18 protein-coding genes and 1 riboswitch are annotated in these 26036 nt (G+C 54.4%); of the genes, 8 read left to right on the top strand and 10 right to left on the bottom strand.

Annotated features, from left to right (window positions below):
* Positions 1 to 14: 14 nt before the first annotated feature.
* The 6 genes from IPM50_03670 to IPM50_03645 form a co-directional block, all read right to left on the bottom strand.
* Positions 15 to 2762 (bottom strand): AMP-binding protein, encoded by a 2748-nt coding sequence (locus IPM50_03670; GenBank protein ID QQS33693.1) that lies wholly within the window; start codon positions 2760 to 2762, stop codon positions 15 to 17.
* A gap of 20 nt (positions 2763 to 2782) precedes the next feature.
* Positions 2783 to 4138 carry an FAD/NAD(P)-binding protein gene (locus IPM50_03665; protein ID QQS33692.1) on the bottom strand — a complete coding sequence of 452 codons (1356 nt, stop codon included), beginning with the start codon at positions 4136 to 4138 and terminating at the stop codon, positions 2783 to 2785.
* Positions 4139 to 4405: 267 nt separating this feature from the next.
* A complete protein-coding gene (locus tag IPM50_03660; protein ID QQS33691.1) occupies positions 4406 to 4966 on the bottom strand; it encodes a DUF2490 domain-containing protein in 561 nt (186 codons plus the stop codon).
* 197 nt (positions 4967 to 5163) lie between these two features.
* The gene (locus IPM50_03655; GenBank protein ID QQS33690.1) at positions 5164 to 6132 is read right to left on the bottom strand and encodes a diacylglycerol kinase family lipid kinase; all 969 of its coding nucleotides are present in this window, start codon (positions 6130 to 6132) and stop codon (positions 5164 to 5166) included.
* Positions 6133 to 6193: 61 nt separating this feature from the next.
* Positions 6194 to 7720, bottom strand: coding sequence for an aminopeptidase P family protein (locus tag IPM50_03650; GenBank protein QQS33689.1), 1527 nt, complete (start codon positions 7718 to 7720; stop codon positions 6194 to 6196).
* On the bottom strand, positions 7717 to 9702 hold the full coding sequence (locus IPM50_03645; GenBank protein ID QQS33688.1) for a hypothetical protein: 1986 nt from the start codon (positions 9700 to 9702) through the stop codon (positions 7717 to 7719). Before IPM50_03645 ends, IPM50_03650 begins: the two co-directional genes overlap by 4 nt.
* Before the next feature lie 86 nt (positions 9703 to 9788).
* Here IPM50_03645 and IPM50_03640 point away from each other — a divergent pair, with 86 nt between their 5' ends.
* From IPM50_03640 to IPM50_03615, 6 genes are all read left to right on the top strand, one after another.
* The gene (locus IPM50_03640; GenBank protein ID QQS33687.1) at positions 9789 to 10424 is read left to right on the top strand and encodes a DUF937 domain-containing protein; all 636 of its coding nucleotides are present in this window, start codon (positions 9789 to 9791) and stop codon (positions 10422 to 10424) included.
* A gap of 29 nt (positions 10425 to 10453) precedes the next feature.
* A riboswitch (SAM riboswitch) is annotated at positions 10454 to 10528 on the top strand.
* A 22-nt stretch (positions 10529 to 10550) separates the two neighbouring features.
* The gene (metH, locus tag IPM50_03635; GenBank protein ID QQS33686.1) at positions 10551 to 14510 is read left to right on the top strand and encodes a methionine synthase; all 3960 of its coding nucleotides are present in this window, start codon (positions 10551 to 10553) and stop codon (positions 14508 to 14510) included.
* A gap of 22 nt (positions 14511 to 14532) precedes the next feature.
* A complete protein-coding gene (locus IPM50_03630; GenBank protein ID QQS33685.1) occupies positions 14533 to 14751 on the top strand; it encodes a DUF433 domain-containing protein in 219 nt (72 codons plus the stop codon).
* A 4-nt stretch (positions 14752 to 14755) separates the two neighbouring features.
* On the top strand, positions 14756 to 15088 hold the full coding sequence (locus tag IPM50_03625) for a DUF5615 family PIN-like protein (protein ID QQS33684.1): 333 nt from the start codon (positions 14756 to 14758) through the stop codon (positions 15086 to 15088).
* 148 nt (positions 15089 to 15236) lie between these two features.
* Positions 15237 to 15467, top strand: a complete 231-nt coding sequence (locus IPM50_03620) for an addiction module protein (GenBank protein ID QQS33683.1) — start codon at positions 15237 to 15239, stop codon at positions 15465 to 15467.
* 449 nt (positions 15468 to 15916) lie between these two features.
* Positions 15917 to 17047 carry a saccharopine dehydrogenase NADP-binding domain-containing protein gene (locus IPM50_03615; protein QQS33682.1) on the top strand — a complete coding sequence of 377 codons (1131 nt, stop codon included), beginning with the start codon at positions 15917 to 15919 and terminating at the stop codon, positions 17045 to 17047.
* Between the two features lie 132 nt (positions 17048 to 17179).
* Here IPM50_03615 and IPM50_03610 read toward each other — a convergent pair whose 3' ends face one another.
* Both IPM50_03610 and IPM50_03605 read right to left on the bottom strand, forming a co-directional pair.
* Positions 17180 to 19513: a carboxypeptidase regulatory-like domain-containing protein gene (locus IPM50_03610; GenBank protein QQS33681.1), complete on the bottom strand. Its 2334-nt coding sequence runs from the start codon at positions 19511 to 19513 to the stop codon at positions 17180 to 17182.
* 284 nt (positions 19514 to 19797) lie between these two features.
* Positions 19798 to 22143, bottom strand: a complete 2346-nt coding sequence (locus IPM50_03605) for a carboxypeptidase regulatory-like domain-containing protein (GenBank protein ID QQS33680.1) — start codon at positions 22141 to 22143, stop codon at positions 19798 to 19800.
* Between the two features lie 183 nt (positions 22144 to 22326).
* On the opposite strand from IPM50_03605, the gene IPM50_03600 reads away from it, so the two are divergent.
* Positions 22327 to 23202: a 1-acyl-sn-glycerol-3-phosphate acyltransferase gene (locus IPM50_03600; protein ID QQS33679.1), complete on the top strand. Its 876-nt coding sequence runs from the start codon at positions 22327 to 22329 to the stop codon at positions 23200 to 23202.
* Here the strand turns inward: IPM50_03600 and IPM50_03595 are convergent, their stop codons facing one another.
* Positions 23203 to 24849, bottom strand: a complete 1647-nt coding sequence (locus IPM50_03595; GenBank protein ID QQS33678.1) for a trypsin-like peptidase domain-containing protein — start codon at positions 24847 to 24849, stop codon at positions 23203 to 23205. It abuts the gene before it with no gap.
* A 137-nt stretch (positions 24850 to 24986) separates the two neighbouring features.
* Between IPM50_03595 and IPM50_03590 the strand changes: the two genes are divergently transcribed.
* Positions 24987 to 25373, top strand: coding sequence for a (2Fe-2S) ferredoxin domain-containing protein (locus IPM50_03590; GenBank protein ID QQS33677.1), 387 nt, complete (start codon positions 24987 to 24989; stop codon positions 25371 to 25373).
* A gap of 65 nt (positions 25374 to 25438) precedes the next feature.
* Here the strand turns inward: IPM50_03590 and IPM50_03585 are convergent, their stop codons facing one another.
* Positions 25439 to 25975, bottom strand: coding sequence for a hypothetical protein (locus IPM50_03585; protein QQS33676.1), 537 nt, complete (start codon positions 25973 to 25975; stop codon positions 25439 to 25441).
* Positions 25976 to 26036 lie beyond the last annotated feature (61 nt).

Here is a 26036-nt window from a genome sequence, read left to right as displayed (position 1 = left end):
AAACGACGAAATATCTATTTCCTGAGATCTGCGATCATTCCGGCGATCGTGCTTTTCAGATGAGCGGTAACCAGTTCGTATGCCTTCTCATCGCCCGAGACCAGCTGATCGCCCAAAATGTCCTTTGCGTAGAACGGTTCGCCAATTCGTATCTTGACCTTCGCCGGGCGAATTTTCCATGATTTGCGAGCCCAGACATTTTGAAGTCCGTCGAGGGCGACGGGAACGATCGGCAGGTCCAGTTCGGTCGCAAGTATAGCGGCGCCCTTCTTGAATTCGTGCAGCTCACCATCGAATGCACGTTCGCCTTCGGGATAAATGTTCAGAACCCGGCCGCTTTTCAACCCAATAGCACCTGCCTTCATGGCGCGCATAAGCTCAGTGTCCGGATTTACCGGTACGACATAGAGAAGCTTTGCGACGCGCTGCATGAGTGACCCTTCAAAGAATTCGCTGGCGCCGACGTGGAAGAAATTCTTGAAAAGCCGAAACCTATATGTCGAGGTCAGCACGAAAGGGTCTAGGAAGCTCTGATGATTCGGACATATCAGGAAAGCCCTGCCTTCGCGCGAAGCAATGTCGAGGTTATCGCGGCCATGGACCTCCAGACGCATGAATCCCTTGCAGAATACGTAAAATCCGCGCATCACTAAGTAGGCGAATGTTGCGAACAAAGGTCGGTTCTTCAGTACGGATCGCACCTCAGGCAGGTCCTCGTCGGCGTCACGGACGATCTTGCCCCAGTTCAGATCGACGTTGACATCGCGTTGTTCGCCGCCTGTATGTTTCTCGATCAGGGCGACCACACTGTCCACGGTTATCGCGGCGGCCGCCTCCTCGCCGTCAAATTCCACACCGAACGCCTGTTCCAACGCCGCAAAGGTTTCCGCACGAGCCAGGCTGTCGAGGCCGAGGTCTATCTCGAGATTCATTGCGGGATGGACAATGTCCACGTCTTTAGCGTTGTTGCGTATCGCGGATTCAACCGCACGGGCGGTCGGCGATGCCATTCGCAGCTTGTCGGCGTCGGTCAATGTCCAGGCCTTTGTCTCGCGTGCCTCGCCGGCGATCACACCCGATTCGATCTCCTTTTTCAATTGAAAACGCTTGATCTTTCGCGTAGCGGTTCGCGGCAGCGGTTCGGCACGAATGATATAGTCGCGAACGCGCTGATATTCCGGCAGTTCGCGGCCGAGATTGTCCAAAGCGTGGCGGATGGCTTCTTTAGAATTTGCGATCTTTTCAAGCCGCAGGTAGTCAAAATCAGGTACCACAACGGCAGCGAGCTTTTCTGCTCCCGCACGTGCTTCGCTCTCGTCAGCGATGCCTACCACCGCAAGCTCAGCGACGAGCGGGCATTTGAGATAGTGAACTTCGAGGTCTTCGGGGTGGACGTTTTTGCCCGACGAAAGCACTATCACGTCCTTCGCACGCCCAACGATGTAAAGATGGCCGTCAACCAGTTTACCGAGGTCGCCGGAACGGAACCAGCCGTCCGCGGTGAAAGAATCGGCGGTCGCTTCCGGGTTCTGATAATAACCCGAAAATACCATCGGCCCGCGTATCAGCACCTCGCCGACGCCTTCGGCATCCGCACCTTCGATCTTAATTTCGGCACCGTGCATCGGCTTTCCGACGCTGCCGACGCGGTTGTCGTTCTCATAAGTAGCGGTCGCCGCTCCGCTGGTCTCGGTCAGGCCGTAGCCCTGCAGGATAGTGAAGCCGAGGCGATGAAAATCCAGCGCTACGTCCGCGTCAAAACGAGAGCCGGCGGATATCGCTCGGTGAAGTTCACCGCCAAAGCCTTCGTGAACCTCGCGGAATAATTTCTTGCCGAGATTGATGCCGAACATATCGCGCATCGCACCGTTCGTTCTGAGCATGCCACTCACCAGTGCCCGGACAGGAGCCGGTTTCGCGGCGATGGCGTCGAAGATCTTCTTGTGAAATACGTACCAGAGCCGCGGTACTGTGGTGAGCATTGTCGGCTTGAAACGCTTCATCGCGTCCGACAATTCAGCGGGCGTCAGTTCCTTCAAATAGCCGACCTCCACACCGTAAGTCGCTGCGACCCAGAGGTTTACTATCTGTAAATAGGCGTGAAAAAGCGGCAGAAGACTTAGAATGCGATCATCGGGTGTAATGCTGAGCACGGGATCGACGCCGGCAAGTTCGGCGACGATGTTGCCGTGCGTCAGCGGAACGCCTTTCGGCGTGCCGGTCGTTCCGCTGGTGTACATCAGCAGTGCGATGTCCTTTTCGTCGGTTTCCGGCACCGTTGCCGCGTATTCGCCGGGGAATGGCGTTTCCGCCCAATCTTCAAATCTTTGAAAGCCATTCATCGAGGGCTCGCCGTTCGTCTGCCAAACGACCGCCGGAACCTTTCGCCCAAGGCGTTCTTCTATTTGCTGAAAACGTTCTGTCTGATCGGGTGAAAGGAAAGCGACCTTTGCTTCAGAATTTTCTATAAAATTCGTGATCGTCTCGATCTCGCCGTGCGGGTCCATCGGGACGATGACGGAGCGGTTGTAGATGGACGCAAGATAGCAAATGGCCCATTTCGGATGATTCTCGCCGATCAATGCGACGCGGTCGCCGCGGCCCACACCTTCCTGGTCAAGACGGTAAGCGACCGAACGCATAATCCGCAGCGATTCGCCAAAGGTGTATGTCGCATCATCGGTCCCGACGATGCGCATCGCGACACGGTCGGAATGCGTTTCGAATGAATCAACGAGCCTTTGGCAGAATGTGCGCGACATAGGTTTCGGGAATCTTTAGCTTATTCCCGAACCAGCCTCTGTGCAAGCCCGTGAGCCTGTCCGCGTATCTCGGGAATGGCGGTAGATTCCCACAATATTCCTTTCATCGCCGTTCCTAGTGTGAATACTACGTTGGATGGCTTCCCGCCATTGTCTATCAGGCTACCGTCCGGCGTCGCCTCAAGCCCCAGACAAAGTTCGTCGCGGCATACCACGCCTTTGTCCAACAGGTCGCGGACGAGGTCGGAATCGAGCTTGGAATAATCGCATTCCGAACCAATGCAGTTAACAATGGCGTTGGTTTGAATGTGGTGCCGCTCGCCAACTACGGAAAACTCTGTGTCAAACACGCCGTCGGTGTAAGTTATGTCCTTTAGCCGTCCTTTCAGAATCGCGAGCTTGCCGTATTTCTGCAGTTCGTCCAGAACGTTGCCTACCTCAGCCGGCATGCGATGACGGGCGACATTCCAATAACGGCTGAGATGCTGCATGAAATACCGCTTTTCATTCGTCGGCAGGTCCATCCAGATCTGCTGCGTGTGCGGCCGCAATCTGTCGATGACCGCACGCCAGTTACTGCCGGTGGCGTGCGCGGTTCGAATGTGGCGGCGGACGGTTTTCAATATGTCAGTGATCCGCGTATTTCCTTTTATCTCGTCGTAAAACGACGGATATGTAAAGCCCAGTTTGTGCCGTGCCGGCAATAGCCCGCGCGTCGAGATCGCATAGATCCTGCCTTTTTGGCCGCGTGCGGTCAGCTGAATGACCACATCGACCATCGAAAGTCCTGTACCGATAATTAGTACCGAATCGTCGGGTGAGATCTTTTCCGTGATGGTTCTGTCCCACGGACTTCCGAAATATTTTGGGACTGCGGTAAAGCCGAGATCCGGGACATTCGGATGCGGCGGGTCGAAATTGCCGAACGCGAGCACGACCTTGTCCGAGGGGAGAACTTCCCCGGAGCGTAGTATCACGTCTGCCGAGGCAGAATTCGGCGACAGACCGATCGCCTCGTCGTCAACTAGGTTCAGCTGAACGCCGTTCATACCGTCGGCGATCTGCGTTGCAAAGATCGACCGGAGATACTCGCCAAAAAGGACCCGAGGAACGAAATAGTCAGGGCCATAGGGGAGTTCTCGTTCCTGCAGCCATTTGTGAAAATGTCCGACATCATCGGCGAACGCCCCCATCCTTCCGGCGGGGACATTAAGCAGATGGAGTTCATTCTCCGTTCCGAATGCCACGCCGCGGCCAAGCCGTGAGGACCGCTCGACCAGATTGAGGGTGACCGGTTCGTCGGAACCGAGTTTCAAAATGTTGAGAGCCAACAATATGCCGCTCGCACCGCCGCCGATAATAGTGATCCTTTTCATAGTTTTCCCCCAAGATACAAAAAAGAGCCGTGAAGCACAGTTCACGGCCCTTTGATAGACGATGAATGCCCTTCTTCGTGGCGCCTACGAGGTTAGCTGACGGGCGGGAAGCGAAGAAGTCTTCTTCTGAAATTCAGATTAGCCCCGATCCTGCGATCCGCAGGAAACTGGTTCCCCCGCGTTGTGAAACACAACTTCGGCGACAAATTTAGGAGAGTGTACACAATTATCCGGTTGCTTGGCAAGAAAAATCGTAATAGCTCGGCGTCACTTCGTTTTGATCCGCCACGTTGTCCCTAAGACATGCAGATCGCCCGTCCGTGAGGTGCCGTCGTTCTGCCGCATGTAATAGACATCTAGTGTGAGATGGTTATTTACCTTTCTGCTGATGCCGGCGCTGATGCGATTCCGCGAGAACCTTCCGGCGACAGAGACGTAGAACACTTCTTCCGTTATGAACAGTTTTGAATCTTTGATCCAGTTTTCAGGGAGTTTCTTTTCGACGGTCACAGCAGCACGGTAGCGCCAGAAATTCCCGAGCCTGCGGCTTTGGTATTCGTAGGTGCTGCGATGTGACAGGCCGATCTTTTTGACCGGAAAATTGTAGCCACCGCGAATTGTGTATCGGTGTTCGGTGAAAAACCGTGAAACCGCATTGCGAGATTCGATCAGCTGGTAATTAGCTCCGGCAGAGAAGCCTTTGCCTAGATCGATCGCGACACCTGCACCGATGCGTCCATGTTCGAAACGGGTGATGTTCTTCCCAAATCGTGCCGTCGCAAGCAGCTGCAGGTCAACCTTTTCACTGACAGGAATACTTATCTGCAAATCGTTCCAGGATTGATTGTCGGTATCGTCAGCGGTTTGAGAATGGAATACCGTGGCCGACGCGAGAACGAGGACAACGGCAAATAAGATTGATGACGAGCGAAGCATCTAAGCGTCAGCGACGCCTAGAGTCTAGTTAACAGAGAAAGCGGAACGCAAACGGAGACGTAACATTTCTGTAACATCGTGTTAACACGTCACTTGGGAATCCGCACTTTCAATGCATTCGGAATGATCTCGTAGATTGCGGGCAAGCGTCCGGGAAGTTCGCCGTCGGTTTCGATGTGAATTTCGCTGCCGTCCGATGATTCTACATAAATGCGACGAGCGAGTGTTGAACCGACCTCGCTGAGGCCGAGATGAGTGCCGCGATAGAGCGTGTAGGAATTGAGCAGAATACGTGCGGTGCCGATGTCGCCGATGTTCACGACATCAAAAAGGCCGTCATTCAGCCGAGCCTCAGGGGCGATCATCATTCCTCCGCCGAAGTACCGCGAATTTGCGACGCACAAAGCGATACTTTGAATTGTTCGCGGTTCTTTGTCATCAAACTGCACACGTACCGCGAAAGGCTCGAGTTCCGCGATCTCCTTCAGCGTCGATACGGCGTAATTCACCGTCCCGCGAAGGCTTTCGATCGGCAGCCACGACGCGGCTTTCGATGCTTTTACACGTTCGAGAATTGAAGCTGCGAGGCCGACAGACGACACGTTCAGGAAATAGCGTTCCGCGTCGCTGCCGTCGTGTGCCGTAAAGGTCACTTTGCCGACGTCGATCTTTCGTGTGACGCCCGTTCGTAGAGCAGCGGCCGTCTCGCGAGTGGACAACGGCAATCCGAGCGCACGTCGAAAGTCGCCGCCGGTTCCCGATGGAATTATGCCGAATTCGACGTCTTTGCCTGAACGTAGAATGCCGTTCGCCGTCTCGTTCGCTGTGCCATCGCCGCCGCATGCGATGATGAATTTTCTGCCGGAATTTGCTGCTCGTTCCGCAATAGAAACGGCGTCGCCGGGGCCTTTTGTGAAAGCGATGCTGAACGGCCCAAAATGAGCGCGAATATCGCTCGCCATGCCGGCCCATTTTTCACGGGTCGAACCGCCCGCGGAATGCGGGTTGACGATGATAAGCGGCAGGGAATTGTCGCCGTTTTGAATTTCGTTCGGCATCGGATACGTAAACCTACGCTTACAGATGTTACGGGTTTACTTTCCGCTGTCAAAACTGCCGTCAGTGCATCGCCGCGGTGAATACATTCTTGGTGCGTTCATCAAAGCGGCGGCTAAGCTGCACGTGCTTCGGAGCGGCTGCCATGAATTTTTCAATATCAGCTATCGTGCGCGGCAGGTCGCCGGTCATCCATTTGACGCCCGTCGGAGTGACGAGCAGGTCGTCCTCGATACGGACGCCGATGTTCTTGTACTTCTCGAATGCCGGCCTTACTTTTTCCTTGAAAGCCTTCATGTCCGGAGTGTCGGGCAGATTATCGAGTGCGTCCTCGCGAATGTAGATGCCCGGCTCGTTCGTAAAGACCATCCCGGTAGCCAGCGGCCCTGAATACGAACCGACGTCGTGGACGTTCATGCCGAGCCAATGGCCGAGGCCGTGCATGAACCAGATACGGAATTGTGCGGAATCCTTATCGGTGGTCAGGCCGAGCTTGAAGAGTCCTTCTTTGATGACATTTTGAGCGATAGACGTAAGTTGAAAGAACGAAACGCCCGGCTTCGTCGCGGCGGCGACCGCTTCTTGAGCGTCGTAAACTATCTGATATATTTCGGCCTGTTCTTTTGTGAATTTGCCGTTCACGGGAAATGTGCGGGTCACGTCGGCGGTGTAATTTTCATATTCCGCGCCGACGTCGAGCAGCATCAGGTCGCCCTGTTTGACCTCGCCCTGCGATTCGACATAATGCAGCGTCGTGGCGTTCGGGCCGCAGCCGACGATGGAAGGATAGCCCCAATAGTCAGCGTTGCGGCGGCGGAATGTGTATTCGACCTCCGCCTGCACTTCGTATTCGTAATTCGCACGTCCGATAGTTGCCATCGCGCGTCCCTGAGCTTCCATCGTGATATCGACGGCGTGCTGAAGCAGCTTGATCTCATATGGCGATTTGACGAGTCGAAGTTCTGCAAAGATCGGCTGCAGGTTCGTTACCTTATCGCCGGCAAGGCGTTTTGAGAATGCGTGCTCGCGGTCGAATTCCTTCATTCCCGTGCCGTCGTCCTCGCTCGACGGCAGCACCATATAAACGTTCTGTATTGTGGCATCGCGTTTTTCCGCGATGGCGTTCAGCACCGCAGGCTGTTCCGAGGCGTCAATGATCTGTTGAATCCCCGAAAGACGGCGGGCGTCTTCGTGCGAGTACATCTTTCCGTCCCATGTCTCGCGTGAAGCGTTGCGGCGCGGCAAATAGATGACTTCGGACACTCTGCCGGCAGTTTTTCGCATGACCAGAGTCGAGCCCGTCTGTTTCAGAGCGGTCAGGTAATAGAAGTTATTCTCCTGCCGGTAATGATAATTCACGTTCTTCGCGTAGATCTTCGGCTCGGCCGCGAACATCACCAGAACGCTGTTGTCCGCCATCTTTGCGGCGACCGCTGCACGGCGTTTTGCAAGTTCGGCATGCCGCTCGGCGTCGGTGAATTTCGGCGCCGCCGGCGTAATGCGGATCGGACTCGCGGGATCGCGAGCCTCGACCGCGAACGGAGCAAACGCAAGAAACGTGAAAACCAGAGCAGAAGCGATAAATTTCATCTTTTTACCTCAAATTGAATGTCCTTTGATGTGATATTGCCGAAAAAGTCGGCGGCGTTGACGCGTAATGTATAGATGCCGTTCGAGAGTGTCGAGATATCCAAGAAACCTTCGCGAAATTCGTCGCCGTTAACGAAATTGGTAACGATATAACGAAACCGCGTCTCGCCGGTCGCACCCGACCGGCTGCCATTGGCGTACGCAAATCGAACGGCGTCATTCGGCGGGAACCGAAGAAAATTCAGCGTCCAAACCGCATCGAAAACCGGCTGGCCGCCTGATGTCAATACCTCGTAGCCGGCGCGGTAAACGCCGAGCTTTCTGCGTTCGGGATTACCGTCCTTCTGATCGAAAGCCGCCGCGACAATACGGACCTTGCCGTTCAAGATTATACGCCCGCCGCCCGCAGGTGTTTCAATAGGCTCCCAATTCTCTTCGAAGAGCTCTACAACTTCGATCACGGGCGGACGCGAATCCGAGACGCCCGGCAGATCGAGCGCCGCGAGTGCATTAAGCTCATTTCCGCTGCGTCCCGCGATCAGATGGACGTGATTCATCGCATTCAAAGTACCGATCGGCTCGCCGGCGGAAAACTTCGTGCCGCGGCGGACGCGAACGTCAATTATCTTTCCCCCCGCGTCACGGTCGAACAGAAAACGCTCGTCGTCGAACGAAATATTGTTGACATCGCGGCCGAGCCGAATGTGGATATAGCCGAGCTGCGGCATTCGGATCAGTTCGCGAAGCGTGCCGAAGAGTTCAGCGGCATTCGGGCGCAACACCTTTTCAGTTCTGATGAACCTCGCGGTCTCGCCATAAGCTCCGGCGATGTCGAGCCCGTTATGGAACCATACTTGATCGCTGCCGGGTTCCATATCACCGCGTATCTCGGCAAGCGTGCCTGCGATATCGCGCTTTGCGTTTGGCGGATCGTAAGGCCAGCGGCCCCGTGCGAGCGAGCGAAAATTCTCGGTTGCTTCCGCTGCATCCGGCTTTCTGGCATATGCGTTAGCTTCCTCGATCGGCGATAAGATACGGATCGCAGCATTGTCGCTGTCGGCAACGAAAATGCGGCCATCGGGCATTTCTGCGATGCCGGAAGGGCGATTGAACCGGCCAAAAAGTCCCGTGCCGTCAGCGTGACCGCGCCGCTTTTGAGTAATTGTTCTGACCGTGGCGGCTGCGCCGCCTGTAATTGCTCGGACCGAGTCGCTGTCAGCAACGAGGATCGTTCCGTTCTCTAAAACACTGACCGCCGTCGGATGCGAGAAAGCGGCATCAAGGAGCAGCCCGTCATTGATGTCGTCCGAACCTGAACCGGCCAGCGTCCACGCACGCCCGTCGGCTTCGACCGCGACGATGCGGCGATTGCCCGAATCTGCAACGAGCAGCTTGTCGTGCCGGACCGCAAGACCGAGCGGCGTGCGAAAACGCTTTCCGTCCTCAGTTCTATCGGCGAGTGTCCTGACGGCACCGGTCTCGATAATGCGGATCTTGTCGTTATATGTATCGGCGACGTAGATCCGTCTTTCGCCGTCAACTGCGATGCCGACCGGGCCGTTGAACGTCGCATCAGCCGACGGTCCGTCGTTCGATCCGGCCTTTCCGCGAACGCCCGCAACGATGCTGCGCTCGCCTTTGGCATCGATCTTTTCGATGGTGTGGCTTCCAGTGTCAGCGACGAACAGATCGCCGTTCGAGTCGAAAGTTATATGCGAGGGTGTAACAAAACCTTCCGCAAATATCGAGAGTTCTGTGCCGGAAAGTTTCCAGATTATGCCTTTCTCGCCGTCGGATACGAATATCTGACGTTTCCATTCTGCGATCCCAAATGGCTCGCCGATCTCGCCGCCAGTGACATTCAAGGTAGCGACAAAAGCCAGTTGATTTCCGCTTTTACCTATCGCACATGCGGCAAAAACTACCGCCGAGATAACAGCGATCAGAGTTTTTGCATTGCCTGAGAAATTTGTGCGTGACATCAACGCGGTCGTTACGGCCAAGGAAGAGTGCCTGTGATATCATTATTGCAAGTCGGACAAACTAAATAAAAACGGGGGAGATAATTATGTTTTCATTACAGGACCTTTTAGGACAGGAACAGGGCGAAGCGGCAATTGGCGAGATATCGCAGACCGTCGGAGCTGATTCGTCGTTGGTTAATTCAGCTATACAGATGGCGCTACCAGCGATATTGAGCGGGTTGGCTAACAATGCAGCGACGCCTGAAGGAGCGCAGAGCTTGGACTCAGCTTTGACGAATGATCACGACGGCAGCGTTCTAGGGAATCTGGGCGGATTGGGCAGCCTAATTTTCGGACAGCTCCAAACTCCCGAACCGACGCCTCCTCAGCTTAACGCAGGCGGAATACTGAACCACATTCTCGGCAATAATCAAGCACCGGTCGTTGAAGAGGTAAGTACTAAAACCGGGCTGCAAATGGGCCAGGTCGCACAGATACTGTTGATGCTCGCACCGATCGTAATGGGTTATTTAGGAAAGGAAAAACGTCAACAAGGCGTCGGTGCAGATGGGCTGGGCGGCCTTCTCGGCGGATTGCTCGGCGGCGGACAGCAGGCCGCACCGCAGTCATCCGGCAACGCGATGATGGACCTTGCATCATCTATGCTCGACCGCAACCGTGACGGTTCCGCGATGGATGACATCGCGTCAATGGCGTTGAGTTACATCACCAAGCGTTGACTTATCAGCGGTGGAATTTTAAGCTTTTGTTTTGAAAACGTGGTGAGTTATTGCGACTTGCGGCCACGTAAAATAAACGGCTAAACAGCAAAGAGTCATGTGTTTTAGCGAGAACTCTGTGCTGCGATGCGGCACGGAGTTTTTGTTTGGGAGATCTGCCCGCTAAACACGCGAAAGATAGCGAAAAGGAAAAGCTCTTACTTTTTTATGTTTCGTGTGTTTCGCGGGAATGTGAATATGGAGTTTCTTGATCTACTAAAAGAGAAGATCATCGTCTTTGACGGTGCGATGGGCAGCAATTTACAGTCGCTGGAGTTGACGCTCGACGATTGGGGCGGAGCGAATTTTGAGAACTGCTCGGAAAATTTGCTCTACACGCGGCCCGATGCGATTCGGACGGTACATAAGAGCTTTTTGGATGTTGGATGCGACGTCATCGAAACGAACAGTTTTGGCGGAAGCGAGGTCGTTCTGACCGAATTCGGCATTGCGGATAAGACCTACGACGTAAATAAAAAAGCTGCCGAACTCGCGAAAGAACTAGCCCGCGATTATTCGACCTACGACAAACCGCGATTTGTCGCGGGTTCGATAGGGCCGGGCACGAAATTGCCGACGCTCGGGCACATCAGTTATCGTGACTTGAAAGAGGCGTATCGAGAGCAGGTTCGCGGGCTCATTGACGGCGGGGCGGACATAATGATGGTCGAAACCTGCCAAGATCTGCTGCAGACGAAAGCAGCGTTGGCGGCTATCTTTGAGCATTTTGAGAAACACAAGATGAAGCTGCCCGTGATCGCATCGGTGACGATCGAGGTTTTCGGGACGATGCTTAATGGCACGGAGATCGGGGCTGCGTTGACCGCACTTGAACCGTTTCCTATAGATGTCATCGGTATGAATTGCGGCACCGGGCCAAAGCACATGGCGGATTCGTTCCGCTATTTGTGCGAAAACTCGCCGATCCCTGTTTCCGTGCTGCCGAACGCCGGTTTGCCCGAGGTCAAGGACGGCAAGCAGCATTACGACGAGACGCCGGAGAGTTTCGCGGCTCAAGTCGAGCATTTTGCGAATGATCTCGGTGCAAACGTTGTCGGCGGATGTTGCGGAACATCGCCCGAGCATTTGCGGCTGGTCGTCGAACGACTGAGTGGCGTTTCGCCAAAAGATCGCGATGCTAAATTGCAGCCTTCGGCGTCGTCGATATACTTCCAGCAGCCGTATACGCAGGATGCATCGTTCCTTATAGTCGGCGAGCGGGTCAATGCGTCGGGATCGAAGAAGATGCGTGACCTGCTGGATGCCGAAGATTGGGACGGCCTTGTAAATCTGGCAAAATCGCAGGAGAAAGAAGGCGCACACATCCTCGACGTCAACGTCGATTTTGTCGGCCGCGACGGCGTGGCCGATATGCACGAGCTTGCATCGCGGCTGGTGACGAACGTCAAGATCCCGATAATGTTCGATTCGACCGAGTGGGAGAAGATGGAAGCGGGCCTCGAGCACGCGGGCGGCAAATCGATCTTGAATTCGACGAATTATGAGGACGGCGAGCCGCGTTTTCTGAAAGTTCTCGACCTTGCGAAAGAATACGGGGCCGCAGTCGTCATTGGTTTGATCGATGAAGAGGGAATGGCGCGCGCTTACGACGACAAGATCCGGATCGCACGGCGGGCATACAAGCAAGTGACGGAATACGGCATTCCCGGGCACGATATTTTCTTCGATCCGCTCGCTTTGCCGATCTCTACAGGCATCGAGGAAGACCGTAAGAACGCCGATGAGACGATCCGAGCGATCCGCGATATTCACGCGGAAATGCCGGATGCGAATATCATCCTGGGCGTATCGAATATATCGTTTGGGCTGAGTCCTGCGGCTCGAGTCGTGCTCAATTCAGTGTTCCTGCACGATTGTGTAGAGGCAGGGATGAATTCTGCGATCGTCAATGCCTCGAAAATACTGCCGCTGATGCGTTTTTCGGAGCACGAGATCGACACTGCGCGCGATCTGATCTATGATCGGCGGAAATTTGACGGCGATGTATGCGTTTACGACCCGCTGACGGAGTTTACTAAGCTGTTTGAGGGCAAAACTGCAGCTTCGATCAAGCCGGATATCACGAATCTGCCGGTCGAAGAACGCCTAAAAGAGCACATTATAGAGGGTGAGAAGATCGGCCTCGAAGATTCGCTCAAAGAGGCTCTCGAAAAGTATCCGCCGCTCGACATTATCAACAGTATTTTGCTCGATGGGATGAAAGTCGTCGGCGATCTGTTCGGTGCGGGGCAGATGCAGCTGCCGTTCGTGCTGCAATCGGCCGAGGCGATGAAGTCTGCGGTGAAGTTTCTCGAGCCTTTCATGGAAAAGGTCGAGGGATCGAACAAAGGCGTGATGGTATTGGCCACGGTCAAAGGCGATGTGCACGACATCGGCAAGAATCTGGTCGATATCATCCTCACAAACAACGGTTATAAGGTCGTAAATCTGGGCATCAAACAGAATATCGACGACATTTTGCGTGCTGCGGAAGAACATAACTGCGATGCGATCGGGATGAGCGGCCTTCTGGTCAAATCAACGCTCATTATGCGGGACAATCTCGAGATAATGAACGAACGCGGCATCAAAACGCCCGTTATTCTCGGCGGTGCGGCTTTGAATCGCCGTTATGTTGACAACGATCTCATTCCTTTGTTCAACGGCAAGCTGTTTTACGCCCGCGATGCATTCGATGGACTGCACGCGATGGACGAACTTACGGCCAACGGGACCGTTGCGGAGAACGCGGATGCCTTAACGCATTCGACGGAAGGCTCTGCTCAAACCGCTGAAGGCTCTACGCAAATTACCAAAGGCTTTGCGCAAACGGCGGAAGGCTTTGCGCAAACCGCTGAAGGCTCTGCGCAAACGGCGGAAGGCTCTGCGCAAACCGCTGAAGGCTCTGCGCAAACGGCGGAAGGCTTTGCGCAAACCGCTGAAGGCTCTGCGCAAACGGCGGAAGGCTTTGCGCAAACCGCTGAAGGCTCTGCGCAAACGGCGGAAGGCTCTGCGCAAACCGCTGAAGGCTCTGCGCAAACCGCTGAAGGCTCTGCGCAAACGGCGGAAGGCTTAGCGCAAACCGCTGAAGGCTCTGCGCAAATAATCGAAGGCTCGTTGCCAAATGTAGAAGACCTTGTCGGCGAGGATGCAAAGCTTGGCGTTGAGGCGGCGCGTATTTCTTCGCGGTCAAGCGGCGATACGTCGCATACGACGCGTTCTGACGTTGCCGAGCTTTCAGAAGTTCCGAAAGCCCCGTTTTATGGGACGAAGGTCGTCGCGATCACCGATCTGACGAAGGTTTTTGATTTTATAAACGAGACGGCTTTGTTCAAGGGGCAGTGGCAGTACAAGCAAGGGAAGTCGTCGGCAGAGGAATACGAAGAACTGCGGCGTTCGACGATCCTGCCGAAATACGAAGAGATCAAGACCAAAGCGATCCGCGAGAAACTGCTCGAAGCAAAGCTCGTTTACGGCTATTTTCCTTGTAATTCTGACGGAAACGACCTAATTATCTGGGACGATGACCTAAAGACCGAGCGTATGCGGTTCAATTTCCCGCGGCAACCCATCGAGCAACGCGGCGGTAAGAACCTGTGCCTGGCGGATTTCTTTGCCCCCGTCGGCGGCGTTACCGATGTTGTGGCGTTTCAGCTTGTGACGATGGGACGACGGGCGAGCGAACATTCGGCTGAGCTTTTCAAAGCGGATAATTATCAAGATTATCTGCTGTTTCACGGCCTCTCGGTCGAATCGGCTGAGGCCCTCGCCGAAATGTGGCACAAACGCGTCCGCGAGGAACTCGGCATCGCCGACGCGGACGCTCCGGAGATGGCAAAACTGTTTCACCAGGGCTATCAAGGCTCGCGATTCTCGTTCGGCTACCCCGCGTGCCCGCGTATCGAGGACCAAACAAAACTGTTCGAACTGCTCAAACCCGAACGCATCGGCGTTGAACTCACGGACGAATTCATGCTCGAACCCGAACAATCAACGTCAGCGATAATCATCCATCATCCGGAAGCAAAGTATTTTAATATCGAGTAGGTGGTTGTGGTAATATTCGGCTATGAGCTATAAGGACATCATCACGATCGAACCCAATAAACGTGGGGGAAAGCCGTGTATTCGTGGAATGCGAATAACCGTCTATGACGTTTTGGAATACCTTGCATCAGGTATGACCGAAGCCGAGATCCTCGAAGATTTTCCGTATCTGACTCACGAAGATATATCTGCGTGTTTGGCGTTTGCAGCGGACCGCGAGAAGAGCCTTCTCTTTGCCTAGGTCGATGCGACTTCTTTTTGACCACAACCTTTCACCAAAGTTGATCGACATATTGGCAGATCATTTTTCGGGTTCTGAACATGTCTTTCTACTCGGATTGGACAGGGCCGACGATCCGAAGATCTGGGAATACGCAAAAGAGAATGACCTTATCATTGTGACCAAAGATGCGGATTTCGGCGATATTTCAGTGCTTCGCGGATTCCCGCCTAAGCTGATCTGGATCCGTCGCGGAAATTGTAAGACTACAACGATCGCAACAATTCTAATTGAAAATCGTGATGCCATTTCAAATCTGATAGCGGACGAGCGTGCCGGAATGCTCACACTGCATTGAGTGATCGCAACTTCCCTGATCTAACGAGACGCGACGAATCGACCGAAGAATTCCAATTCGAACCCGAACGATCAACGTCGGCGATCATCATCCATCACCCTGACGCGAAGTATTTTAATATTGAATAGTTAGGTGCTAAAATTTGCCCATGAACACGGAAGTTGTATTGCCTCTCGACAAAATGACCGTCGCTGAAAAGATGGACGTCGTCGATCGCATAATGGACGATCTGTCGCGAAACAGCGCCGACGTCCCGGTGATCGGCTGGCACGGCGATGTTCTGGCTAAACGTGCCGCAGACATTGCGGTGGGACGCGACAAGTTCATAAGCCTCGCCGACGCTGAACAAAGAATTCGTGAAAAGACCGGCAGACAATGAACATCGTCATCACCGAATCTGCCGCCGACGATATTGCGGATGGTTTCTAATTCTACGAAGCTCAGGCCGTTGGGCTCGGTGAATATTTTGAGACAACGATCTTTGCGGAGATAAGGTCGCTAACGATCTTTGCTGGTATTCACGAAGTTCACTTCAATATTTATTTTCGAAAGATCACGGCACATTTTCCATACGCCATCTATTACACCATTGAGGACGACGCGGTCTTTGTACAGGCGGTGCTTGATACCCGACGTGACCCCGACTTGATATCGGAGAGATTATCGTAAATGCTGAGGAATTTCACTCGATTGACGAGTGGGAGACTGGATCTGCTGTCATTCGTTGAATGTCGGCTCGTTCGTTTTGTTTTAATATCTCGCTGATTGGAAATGTTCGCCTCGTGATTGTAGAATAGTTCTTCTTCGTTGGACTAGTTACTTTCCATTATGACAAAAACAATTTTCATCGCCGGTTCCGGCGGGATCGGTGAGGCCGCTGCGCTATTGCTGCGTGAGTGGAGCGAGTTTGATCTGACGCTTATTTTGGGCGATATCAGCGAAGGGAATTTGGCGAAGGCGAAAGAATCCGTCACCTCGGGTTCGGATAAGACGACGGCTGTCGAGACGGTTTTGATGCCGCGAGACGGCGAGTCGGACGAGATGATCGCGGCTTTCGATCGTGCTGACGTCCTGCTCGATTGTTCGCCGGGCGGGCAGGCGCCGCGGATGGCTCGGTATGCTCGCGATCATAAAATTCATTACGCGAACCTGACCGAATACGTCGCCGAAACCGACGAGATAATGGAGCTCGCGAAAGACGCCGAGACCGGATTCATCCTGCAAACGGGCTTGGCTCCGGGCTTTATCAACGTTCAGGCGATGGCGTTATATCGCGAGTTTGTTGCGAAATACAACAACGAAAAGGTCGAGCGCGTCGCGATGAAGGTCGGTGCGTTGACCGCACATGCACATGAGCCGCACTTTTACGGATTCACATGGTCGCCGATCGGCGTGGCGACGGAATATGTGAAAGACAGCCGCGTGATCCGCGATTACAAGATCGCCGAGCGCCCCGCGTTGACCGCTCGCGAGACGATCGTCATCGGTGCGCGGACCTATGAAGCGGACATTACGTCGGGCGGAGCTGCCGACCTGCCGGAATTCTTTGAGGGCAAGGCTCGCGACCTTGAATACAAGACGCTGCGTTATCCCGGCCATTATGATTGGGTGCAATCGATCATCGAGACACTGCCGCGTGGCGACGGAATGCCCGACGCTCTGCAGACGATGATGCAGCAGGCGATACCTTCGGTCGAGGACGACCTGGTCGTGCTCCATGCATCGGTTGACGGATTTGACGATAAAGGCGTCCGGCGAATGCTCGAAAAGGCTTATTTCGTCGAACCTCTCGAGATCAACGGCAAGCACCTGCGAGCGATCCAAACAACGACCGCCGCACCGCTGTGCGAATCGGCGATGATGCTGCTGACCGGAAATTACAAGGGCGTCGTTCTGCAGAGCCAGATCGATCCGGACAAATTCATCGGCGGGACATTTGTTTCGAACATATACAAATAGACCCTTTTTAGAGCGAAGCTGTAAGAAAAGGCCAGCCGCATATAATTAAGAAATAGCACGAATGTGAAGGCCGCAATTCAACGCGTCCACTCTCATTCGTGCTATTAATTTAAGAGCCCGCGGGCTCTTTCTTTATTCTTGTCCGGTGAAATTCAATCCCGATATATTTCCGCTTACGTTCAGATTTTGCGGCGTGAACCGGAATAGCCGCGACGCTACTGAGATAGTGTAGGGCCCCGTCGGAACGTCCTCCATCAGATAAAAGCCGAACGTGCTGGTCGTCACGCGGCGAACCACGCCGCCGCCGTTGCTGAGCGTGACCACCGCATTGCGAAGTGAGGCTCCGCCTGCCGTGAACACCTGCCCTGAGATCGAAGCGTTTGCCGCGACCTGGTTAACTGTAAAGTTCACATTCGACATATCCCAAAAGATATTGTCGACAGCTTCCACCTTGATGCGGCCCTGCGAGGTTGCAACATTCGGGATGGTAATCGATTCACTGCCGTCGTTAGGCGTGCTGTTGACCAGCACGGTCGGGAATGTCAGCCCAGCGTCGTTCGAGAACAGTATTCGCACGTTCGCGGCATTGACAGGGGCTGCATTCGAGCCTGCTACGTTCCATGTCACGGTCTGAGTCGAATTGCCGTCGAATGTCACGTTCGTATTCGGTGCCGTGACCGCAAAAGGACCGCTGTTGCCGTCAACATTTACCGATACCGTGGCGGTATTTACACCGCCGCCGCCCGCGCGATTGTCACGAACCAGCACCTGAAAGGTCATGGTTCGCGTGATCGCGGACATGAGCTCGCCGGTCAGCACACCGCTAGTGAACGTCGGCGGAACGTTGGCGTTATTTCTGATAAAACCAAGCGACGGGAAGTGCCGCGTAGGATTTGTGGTCGGCAGATAATTGCGGAAAAGAGGCCGCGGGATACCGTCGGCGTCGGAATTTGGCGTCGTGGACGCCGCGCCTGCAGATCCGCCGGCATTGTACTGCTGCCAATCGTAGGTCAGCGTGTCGCCATTCACATCCGTCGCGCTCGCTGTAAGCGTGAAAGGCGACTGTTTTGGAATATTGAATGTTGTTCCTGCCGGCACCGTGACCGTCGGCGGCGTGTTGCCCGTAGCCGAAGTCTGAGCGCAGGTGTTGCCGTTGCCAACTTGGCTAAATGCGACGATGACCTCAACACTGCGGACGTGGAACGACGCAATGCTGTTGAACGCTAGATCCTGAGCGTCGCAAAGCCCCGCATAGCCCATTATCGTAATGCCGCTGCCGGGCTCGAAAGAGTTCGTATTCGATCGATTGCCGCCGCAACCGCCGGTATTTGCATTGAACGTGTGGTTCGATCCCCATTGGTGGCCCATTTCATGAGCGACATAGTCGATGGCGAACGGGTCACCGAAAGGACTCGGCAAGCCGGTAACGCCCTGTGCCTTACTGCCGCCGCAGGGGCTGTTCAGCGTAGCGACTCCGCCGCCGCCCGTCGAGAATACGTGACCTATGTCGTAATTTGCAGTTCCGATCACAGTGTTGACGGCGCTCTGGTTCTGGCTCAGCATCGCAAATCCGTCATTATTCGTGTAGGGGTCGTTGCCCGACGTGCAGTTCGCGCCGCCGGTTCCGACAGGGCAGCCGGTATTGTTGCCCGCAAAAACGATCAGATCGTTGTTGGCGATGATGTTCATACGGATAGCGACATCGCGCTCATAGATCTGGTTGACGCGGTTCATGATCGTCACCTGAGCCGCAAGGCAGCCCGCAACAGTGTTGCTGCCGGCGACGTTGCAGTATTCCCAAGTTCCTGCGAGCGCCAGCCGATATTGACGCAGCTGAGTTCCGGAGATGACCTCCGGCGAGAATGTCGGCAGATACGCTGAATGGTCGATATCGATGTCGAAATTCAGTTTGTCGCGGTTGGTCCCGACCTCGCAAAAGAAGGAGTTAAGGCGCGGAAACTCGCTCTTGTCGTAAACGATGTAGTGCCGGTCGTCACCATCAGCGTATGGATCGATCATTTTCGTGCCTTCGGTCGAAATGACCATGGCGTGAAAGCCCTTTGGCAGATAGTCAAAGCGTACGGTTGCGGTTGGATCGTCGATGCCTTGTCCCGTGTAAGTCTCGCCAAGCTCGGGGAATTTCTTCAGCAGTCCGGGCTCTACGATCAGTGAATGATAAACACGAAAACGCTGCAGCGAACCGTCCGGCATCGGCAGAGTGATGATCATTTCTTCGCCGTCATTCGCAAACTCCTGCGGAGCCTGTGATAGAGCGGACCGCATCGCATTAACGTCGAGTGCGAACGTCCGGAATTCCTTGGGCCGCGGAGCGTTGCGGGCCGGGCCGCGGACGAGCGATTCGGCACTGACCTCACGCCACAGATCGGCAGATGCCGATGCTGAATAGACGTTTATACCCGCAAGAAAAATGATGGCCGTCAATACGGCGAGAACTGATCTAGACATAACGATTCCTTTAACTGAGCGGCCGGCGGCAGCTGCGAACTTCGAAACAAAAAGGTAAGGACAAGACACTTTAGTGCGTGCCGGCAATGAGGGGTTCTGCGATCGCTGCTCTGTCCTATTCATTCACTGTGGCAACGGTGATCTTACTGCAAGACGCGAGCGCTATCATCGAATTCACTTAATCCGAAATGATAACTAAGGATCTGGCTAATGTAAACACAAAAAAACCGCAGCCCGAGCTGCGGTTTTTGCTTCGAAAGGAAGGGCTGCCCATTTACATCGTTCTACTCAAGTCCGGTGAAGTTCAGGCCTGTCACATTACCGGACAGGTTGATCTCCTGCGGATTGAAACGGAACAACCGGGAGCTGACGGTCACAATGTAAGTGCCTGCCGGTACGTCATCGAATTGGTAGAAACCGAAGGAACTTGTATTTACACGCTGCAGATAGCCCTGTTCATTGGTGATCGTGACCACCGCATTACGCAAAGTACTGCCTCCGGACGAGAAAACCTGGCCCGAGACGCTTCCGTTAGAAGCGACCGTATTGACAGTGAAGTTCACGTCCGAGACGTCAAAGAATATGTTGCCGACGGCCTCGACCTTAATGCGTCCTGTTGTCGTATTGACGTTAGGGATGGTAACTGATTGACTGCCGTCATTTGGCGTGCTTTCTGCGAGAACGGTCGGGAATGTCTGGCCGCCGTCAGATGAGAACGAGATCTTCACATTCGCCGTATTTATCGGTGCAGTGTTAGTGCTGCTCACGTCCCAAGTCACCGTGTGGCTGCTGCCGCCCGGAAATACGACGTTGGTATTGGGCGACGTTACTTTGAACGGCGTGATCGTATTGACCACGGTAATAACGGTTGCCTGATCGGCGATGCCGCCCTTGCCATCGCGGACCGTCACGCGGAAATTCATTGTCCTGGCCGCAGACGGAAGGTCCTCGCCCGTAATACAAGTTCCCGCACATACCGCGCCGACCGCCGACGTCCCGGAATAGGTGATCGGGGCCTCGTTCTGGTTGTTCAGCACATACGTCATGCTCGGGAAATAGCGCGTCGGGCTCGCCGTGGGCAGATATGACCTGAAACCGGGACGGAATACCAAACTGGTGTCGTCGTCATCGGTCGTGCCGGGATAATTTGATTGCGATGCGCCCGGATCATTCTGTTCCCAATTGTAGGTCAAAGCATCGCCGTCGGCATCGGTCGCACTCGCCGTCAAAGCGAATGGAGTATTGAAAGGTATTGTGCGATTCGGGACAGATGCTACGACCGGGATGGCATTGGGCGTGGCGGTCGTGCCGCAGGTGCCGCCGGTCCCGCCCATAAACGTGATCATTTCGTTCAGGTTGTAGAAATGAAAGATATCAATGGAATTGCGCGATATATTCGACGTGCTGCTGCAGATGCCCGCATAGCCCATTATAGTCACCGCACTTCCTGGTTCGCGGCGTGCGGCCGTCGGCGAACTGCCGCAGTTCGCGGCTGCGTTGAACGTATGATTTCCGCCCATTTGGTGCCCCATTTCGTGAGCTACGTAATCTACGTCGAACGGGTCGCCCTGCGGATTCGGCAGCCCCGAAAGCCCTCGGGCTTTGCTCGTGCCGCAAACGGATGAAAGTTGAGCGACGCCGCCGTTCGCGGTCTGGAAAAGATGGCCGAAATCATAATTTGCCGAACCGATGACCGAATTCACATTGGTTTGGTTGGCGTTCAGATCAGCCGATGATCCGTTGTTCTGATAATTCGACGGAGTTTCCGGGTTGGTCACATAGGTCAGGTTGGTATCTGAAACGAGACTCAGGAACACGGAGAGTTCCTTGCGGTAAACCAAATTGATCCGATTCACACTGACCACGACCGCATTGAATGCCCGTGCCTGTGCCTGTGCGTCGCTGTCGCCGGTCAGACGGAAAAAGTTCGTGTATTCGAACGTTGTTGCGACAGCAAAACGGTATGTGCGTACATTCGAGCCGTGCGAGAATTCCGCCGTCGGCTGAGAGTTGAAAATGCTTTCGTCCGACTTCTTTGTAACCGATCTTTCGCTTTCCTCAAATGCGTCCTCGACCTCGCAGCTGAAGTTTTCGCGGGTCTGCGGGTAATGCTTCTTATAGAAAACTATGTAATTCTGCCTGTCGTTAAGACGGTACGGATCGATATTGAAAGAACCTTCTGACGTAAGCACATATCCGTGGAATCCGCTGTCGGTCCAATCCAGCCTGCCCTGCATCGTCGGATCGTCAACACCCCAAACGTGATAGGTCTTCCATGACGGGAACTTTGCCGCGACATGCGGGGCGAGCATAGGCGATTCGACAAGACGGAACCGCAGGAACTTGCCGTCCGGCGACGGAATCTCAAAGTTAGGCATTGCTTCCTTTGAGGGCCGTGAATCTTCGAGCGGTGCTTGTCGAAGCACGTTCTCAAGAGCCCCGGCGTTAAGCCGAAACACTTTGTAAAGTTCAGGAAACAGCTTGCGGTCATTGCTCTCGCGCATAGCTGAACTTTCAGCTACCTGTTTCCACACACCGTCCCGCGACGTTTGGGCATAAGAGTTGCCGGCCGCCGAAAACGCCAATACCGCCACCGACAAAGCGGCGAAGACATAACCTCTTAGTGACATATAATTCTCAATCCTAACGATACTTCGGCCCGCGACACGCGCCGAACATTTCGGAGGGCAACGAAAAGTTATTCCAAAAATGCCCGAAAGAACGTCATCTTTTGTCGGAACATTTGATTCCGCTATAATAGCGACTTTGAGGTGATTTGTCCACAATTTAAGCCTGTAACTTAAGCCCTCCTGATGAACCATACTGACAAGCCAAGTTCCGCGACGCTGCCCGTAAAGGCTGATGAACGGGGCATCGTGCCCACGGCCGAAGAACTCTCTGTCTTGGGGCCGATAGACAAGGCCGGGTTTTGGCTCACAGATCGAATGAACCGCGGCAGGTGGAAACGGCTGATGACGTTCTTTCAGCGGCACATCGGCTCGCTTTGGATCTATCTGGCGACGAACAATTTGATGAACGTATTCGGCATTGAGAACGTTGAAAATTCGGATGCATCGAGGCCGGTCGTTCTGGTCGCCAATCACCGTTCATTCTTTGATATGTACACGGTCTCGAGTGTGCTGTTCCGGCGGACGAAGCGGCCGATGGAACTTTTCTTTCCGGTACGTGCAAAATTTTTCTACGACAATCCGCTCGGCTGGGCCGTCAACTTTGTAATGGGCTGGATGTCGATGTATCCGCCATTCTTTCGCGAAGCAAGAGACGAGAGAAAGCGGGCATTCGACAAATTTTCGATGCGGAAACTGATCGAAATATGTGCGGTCGGCAAGAGCCGCGTTATCGGATTTCACCCTGAGGGCAAGCGCAACCTCGAAGGCGGGCCGTATGATCTGCTGCCGGCGCAGCCGGGCATCGGAAAGGTCGTTTATGCCGCACGGCCGCAGGTCATTCCCGTTTTTATCGCAGGCCTCGGCAACGATCTGCCGAAACAGATCCTCGGCAACTGGACCGGCGGCGAAAAGATACGCATTTGGTTCGGTGAAGTGATAGACCTGGACGAGTTTTACACGAAGCCCGACCGCCTGCGTACCCACAAAGAGATCGCAGACCATCTGATGGACAAGGTCAGGGAACTGGCCGACAAAGACAAAGCCGAGTTTGGGAATTGATCAGTTCGTGCCGGCAACGGGCGGTGCGGAATTGGCATCGGGACTTGTCGCAGTCGGCTGCTGAGCCTCATTCTGCAGCTCTTCGGGCGTTAACCAGCCGGCCTTGCGAAGCAGCTCGATCGCAAAACGGATCGGCACTGCCATATTCGCCGCCGTGCTTTCCGTAAATACTCCAAAGTTCACGCCTATAACGCGGCCTGCCTGGCCGAACAGCGGCGCGCCGGAACCGCCTTCAGCGGTCTTTGCGTCATGTACGATGCGGCGTGAATCGAGGTCGGTAATAAGGCCGGACGTGGTCAGCGGAGCGATACGCTGCGACTGTGCGAGGAAGTTGATAAGATTCGTCCGCGAGTTCCCAAAACGCTGATTTATGGATTTCGCTTCGTCATCGTCAACCATCGCAAGCAAACGGTCCGGTCCGTTCGGATAGCCCATCGAGACCACCGTCTTGCCGATAGCAACCGACTCGACGTCCAGATCGATGGGCAGCGTCGGCACCTCAGGCGGCAGCATAGCAGCGTCGATGGTGCCGACAGCGACGTCCTCACGCTGGCCGAGCTGACGCATGGTCAGCGTAAAAGGCTGGGCGAAATTCGGGAAGTAAATGACGAGTTTCTTCACACGCGGGCGTCCGTTGGCCATCGCCATCATTTGTTTGACCTGCTCGTCCTCTTCCCATGGCCTGACGACGTGCCGGTTGGTCACTATGTATCCGCCTCCGACGTGAAATCCGGTGCCTATGAAATCATATTCTACGGGCGAGCCCGAGCCTTCGGTCGTCAGCCCGAAGGCCGGCGGAAACTGCGGTGCCGAAGGGTCTTCGGACGGTGCTGCCTCATATACCTCGCCGCGCATGGATGCCGGGTCGGCATAACGAAGCTGCTTGCCGCTGCGTTTGTCCACGAGGTCGTACACGCCGACGATCAGGCACACTCCGCCGCCGTATTCCACCCGAAGATTCGGTGCCAGCGACACCGTCTTCATCAGATCCTTGTTCGTTTTATCGAGCTGGCCGATCTGTTCGTTGGTTTCGCCCAGTTTTTCCTCGAGCTTTTTGATGATGTCGCTTTGCTGTTCGGATTGACGGCGGCTTTCGTTCAATTCACGGCTGACCGCATAGCCGATATACAAAATTCCGGTAAGAAACGCCGCGACGAGTACCAACGATATCAGCTTTGTCGTCAGCGAGATCTCGCGCGAGAGTTCGCGGACGAATTCGCGGAGGAACATCTTCGCATCGTCGCGTTTCGCCGTAGCGGCCGACTCAAGAGCGGCCTCTTCGATGAACTGTGCGATATGGCGCTGTTCGCGTTTCGTAGTGATCAGCGACGAGCGGTTCTCGAATGAGAAGAACGAGAAAACGATGCCCGCTTCCTCGGCTACGATCTCGTCGCCGTCCGCGATCGCGATAAATCGGCGGATCGGATTCCCGTTAACGGTCAGCCCGAGCGACTCGTCAAAATCGACGATACGGTAAACGCCTTCAGAATCTTCCAGAGCGAGCCAGATCGCTCCTTCTTCCGAATCGGGATGGCGTATCTGCAGGTCGGCGCCCTCCAGCGAGCCGATCCGAATTCTCTCCTGCGAAAAGAATTCGGTCCGCTTTTCGCTGCCGAATGCGATGTGGATGACTATGCCTGCCGCCATTTATCGTCGAGCCGATGCCAAAATCAAATTCTAGCATAACGGCAATATTTGCAACGGAAAATCGTATTGGGCATACGTTTCAATTTTGCGGATTTTCGCGTGTTTTGCCGGTGTAAATTCTGATAGTCTATTCGAAGATGGCAAAGCCGAAATTCATAACCGACCGAGAAAAGCTGGAAAAGCTCGCACCGATGCTCAAGGCGCCGATAAAAAGGCAGGTTTTCGTCTGCACGGGCAAGTCCTGCTCCGAGGTCGGCGGCAGGGAAGTGATGGCGGAATTCGACCGGATTTTGGTCGAAAAAAACCTCCGCCAAGGTAAAGAGTCAAAAGGCCGAAACCCGATGGGCGAATGCGTCCTGACCGAATGCGGCTCGATCGGCTTCTGCTCCATCGGCACCGCAGTTATGGTCTATCCTGACGGCACAATCTACGGCCAGGTCCAGCCCGGGGACGTTGCCGAAATTGTTGAAGAACACCTCGAAAACGGAAATATTGTTAGGCGACTTGCGTTGATCGAGCTCTGATACCCGCAAAAAAAGGCTCCCTTTTGATCTAAGCAAGGGAGCCATATTCTATCTGCAAAAGTCGGCTACTGGTCTATCTCTTCGCCATCCGTGGCGGTCGGCGTAGTCGTTGTTATGGGTACCTGGATCGCGGTAAATGTTCCGGTTCGAATCGAGTAGAGATTGGTCGGAGTGGTCGCGGGTCCGGCGTTGTTTTGGACAAAGACCACGCGTCCGTGCAAAAGGCCGGTGTTGCCGTTGATAGCCTTAAATACCAGTGTGCCGGTCTCAGTTGTATTGCTGACCGGCAGCCGCACCTCGCCCGAAAAGCTCAAAAAGAAAGGCTGCGGCATATCCCACAACGCACGGTTCCCCGCACGAAGGTTTGATGTCGTCGTCGGCAGAGCATTGGCCGGCATGAAAAGCCCAGTTCCGTTCGCGTATTGAATAAAGCGTATCTGCCGCGTCACCGTGGTCGTGTTGTCGAACGTGTAGTTAATGTCCCAGATCGCAACAAGCGCTGCAGGGCTCGGCGTAATGTTCTCAACATCAGCCTTATCCTGTGCAAAGGCTGAAAAGGCAAAGAGGGAGATAACGAGACCAGTCCAAAATGTGCGTTTCATAAAAATTACCTCCGTTTCTAAAACCGCATCATATTCCGAAAAGCGGATCTCGGCAAGCGGA

Source organism: Acidobacteriota bacterium (assembly GCA_016700075.1).
Lineage (GTDB): Bacteria > Acidobacteriota > Blastocatellia > Pyrinomonadales > Pyrinomonadaceae > OLB17.
This window is presented reverse-complemented; position numbering and strand designations above follow the sequence as displayed.